The sequence below is a fragment of the Microbulbifer echini genome, from assembly GCF_041447225.1.
Lineage (GTDB): Bacteria > Pseudomonadota > Gammaproteobacteria > Pseudomonadales > Cellvibrionaceae > Microbulbifer > Microbulbifer echini.
In genome coordinates, this window is sequence record NZ_JBGMEL010000045.1 from 1 (window position 1) to 2544 (window position 2544).

The following is a 2544-nucleotide window of genomic DNA, read 5'->3' on the forward strand; positions in this document are numbered from 1 at the left end:
TCAATTTACCCGTTAGCGAAAAGGATTTTCAACATCAGAATCGGACAAGAACAACCATACAAGGCCGGGCAATTTGCTCCGGGCCTGCGGCCCTCCGCGGGACAGCTTACCTTCTGCACCTTTTGCGCAGGTCGCTGTGCTCCCATTATTGCGCAAAACGCGCACAAGATAAGCTGCCCCTGCCGGCGGCGTTAAATCCTCTCAGATTTTAAGAGTATTCAAATGAGGTTAATTACTTTTTTACTTTGCAGTATCCTTGTGTCAGGGTGTGCAACGAAGAGTACTTCTCTCTATTCATTTAAAAAGAAATTAGAGCAGAGGAAAGAGAAGCAAATAAAAAAATATGGCCCCCGTGTCGGTGATGGAAAAATTACGAATTTGGAAGTCCTCCGTATCATAGGGGATGAGTCAACCTACGAGGTCTTATTTGATTATGAAATTAAAGGGTTCGTAGAGAAACCTGGATTCTATAGCTGTAATATCGCTCAAAACGTATCTGGCGAAGGAGTAGTAGGAGTTTTCAAGCGTGAGAAGGTCGGGTGTTATATAAACTCAGCATCCGGGAGCATTCAGATTAATTGGAAACCATCAAGGGAAGTAGTTACAAAAAAGGGTGAGGTGATTATTCTAACCCCCCCTTACACGATGTATGTATCAATATTACACAATTCAAAGGTGGATGGTGTTGGTTTGCTTTTAACTAAGTCGTCCTCTAAACAGGTATACTGATTTAACAAGTCGCCGCACAGGACTCGCCTTACGGCTCTCCTGTGGGCTCGGCGCTTAGTTTTATACACAAGTACCCTTGCGCATATTAATTGGCCAATAAGCTCTACTCGTGAGCATCGCTTCCCTACGATCCCGCATTAAAGTGAACCCAGAATCAGAGTGGCATGTGATATTGAATGTTACACCATCAAGAAACCTCAATTTTGGGGAAGATTACTCGATTGTTAACAGGTTCAGACGGTTTCCACAGTCCTAAATGGTACTGTGGGAGAAAATTCGAACAGTTTGGTGGCGTACGTAAAGCTATTTCACTGTATTGATGTGGCTGAGGCTATGAGTGAGCCTGAAAGATGTGTATAAAAAACAGGTCGGGCGTTATACTATTTCCCTATGAATGAGCATATTTCTAAAATCATAGATCAAAGACAACTTGTTTCTGTAATGAACAAAACGAAGTGGCGAGAGCTATGTGGTTCATTTTCTGGAAGTGATTCCGTATCTCCTGAAATTAGATATAAGCTGATCTTTGGAGAGAGTATATATGGCTTCAGTGCGGTTTGGTGGGATGAAGTATTTCGTGACTGCGTGGCGATAGAATGGATGGACTTTGATCCATTTAATCACGAATTCAGGGGGCAGTTAGTTTCTAAGAAAAAGATAGAAATTCGAAATGAAATCTTTGAAATTTTCGAAAAGTACAACATACCGTATTCAATTGAAGGTGGGTTTTATAGAGTTTGGGGTTACATTGATAGGCATGTTAGTCCACAGTTCGTATAACAAGCAAATGCTCGGGACAATCCCGCTGCGCTGGCTTTCCCGATATTTGGGCGTTATATTTTGAGGCTCCAATATTGAGTAAAAGGAAAATAGCAATATTTACCGCCTTTCATTTTCTTGTGGTTTGTCTACTGTGGGCAGGGTCACTCATTGTCGCTCTTGGGTTTGGTTTTGAAGAGCAATGGGGCATCGCTGAGTACGTAGTAACAGGCCTAATTGCATGTGGGATTACTGTAATGGCGCTCCCAACTTGGATAATCTCTAGCCTCGGCCCGCCTGATTGGGCATATTATTTCTTGATAGGCTTTCAAATCGTAATCAGTTACTTAGAGGTTAAATATGCCCTCAAACTATGGTCTTGGTGGCGACTCCGTGAAGAAGCATAACAATCACAGGCAAGTTGCTACGGCCCTGCGGCCCTTTGTTGGATAGCCTGCGCTACACTTCGGCCGCTCTTGCTGTGGACGTTATGTGTTTCGAATCGTTGGTTCGCAAGCTCTGCAGAAAAAATAGGTGATTAAATATGAAGCCAAAAATTTCCGGAGGCTTAGTGCACGAGCTACCCATTGATTTGGCTGAGGCATTAGCTGAAAAGAACTTAATTAGTGATTGGGAAGCCTTGTCGGCAATCGGTCGTAATGAATTTATTTGTTGGATTGAAGACGCCAAGCAAGAGAAGACTAGAGTGAAACGGGTAGTTCGAGCTGCTGAGGAACTTCTAGAAGGGAAAAAGCGGCCTTGCTGCTGGGTAGGATGTATACATCGAACGGACAAGAAGCCTAGCCAGTGGCAACAGGATGTTCTGATAGATAAAAAGAAAAAACAATAACACAGTAAGATGAAGACAACACAAATAAAAAATTAAGCCAAAGGTCGCAGCAAAACTGCGCCTTTGCTTTAGGTATTAATTGTATAGGTAAACATGGTCGAATTACTATTAACCCGGCGATCCTATAGTTCTATATAATATCTAAATGGATATTATTGATGCAAGAAAATTACCCGCTTCCGCACAGGAAGAAAAACGCAGAACTG

3 protein-coding genes are annotated in these 2544 nt (G+C 42.6%); all 3 read left to right on the forward strand.

The window, feature by feature from the left end:
• The first annotated feature begins 222 nt into the window (after nucleotides 1-222).
• The 3 genes from ACCI51_RS19365 to ACCI51_RS19375 all read left to right on the forward strand — a co-directional run bounded on the left by ACCI51_RS19365 (nucleotide 223) and on the right by ACCI51_RS19375 (nucleotide 2338).
• Entirely contained in the window at nucleotides 223-729 is a 507-nt protein-coding gene (locus ACCI51_RS19365) for a hypothetical protein (protein WP_371845071.1), read from the forward strand.
• Nucleotides 730-1119: 390 nt separating this feature from the next.
• Nucleotides 1120-1509 carry a DUF6678 family protein gene (locus tag ACCI51_RS19370; RefSeq protein WP_371845072.1) on the forward strand — a complete coding sequence of 130 codons (390 nt, stop codon included), beginning with the start codon at nucleotides 1120-1122 and terminating at the stop codon, nucleotides 1507-1509.
• Nucleotides 1510-2032: 523 nt separating this feature from the next.
• A complete protein-coding gene (locus ACCI51_RS19375; RefSeq protein ID WP_371845074.1) occupies nucleotides 2033-2338 on the forward strand; it encodes a YdeI/OmpD-associated family protein in 306 nt (101 codons plus the stop codon).
• Nucleotides 2339-2544: the final 206 nt, after the last annotated feature.

Excerpts from the sequence above, each read along its gene's own strand:
- ACCI51_RS19365 (WP_371845071.1), top strand. The coding sequence starts at position 223 with ATGAGGTTAATTACTTTTTTACTTTGCAGTATCCTTGTGTCAGGGTGT.
- ACCI51_RS19370 (WP_371845072.1), top strand. The coding sequence starts at position 1,120 with ATGAATGAGCATATTTCTAAAATCATAGATCAAAGACAACTTGTTTCT.
- ACCI51_RS19375 (WP_371845074.1), top strand. The coding sequence starts at position 2,033 with ATGAAGCCAAAAATTTCCGGAGGCTTAGTGCACGAGCTACCCATTGAT.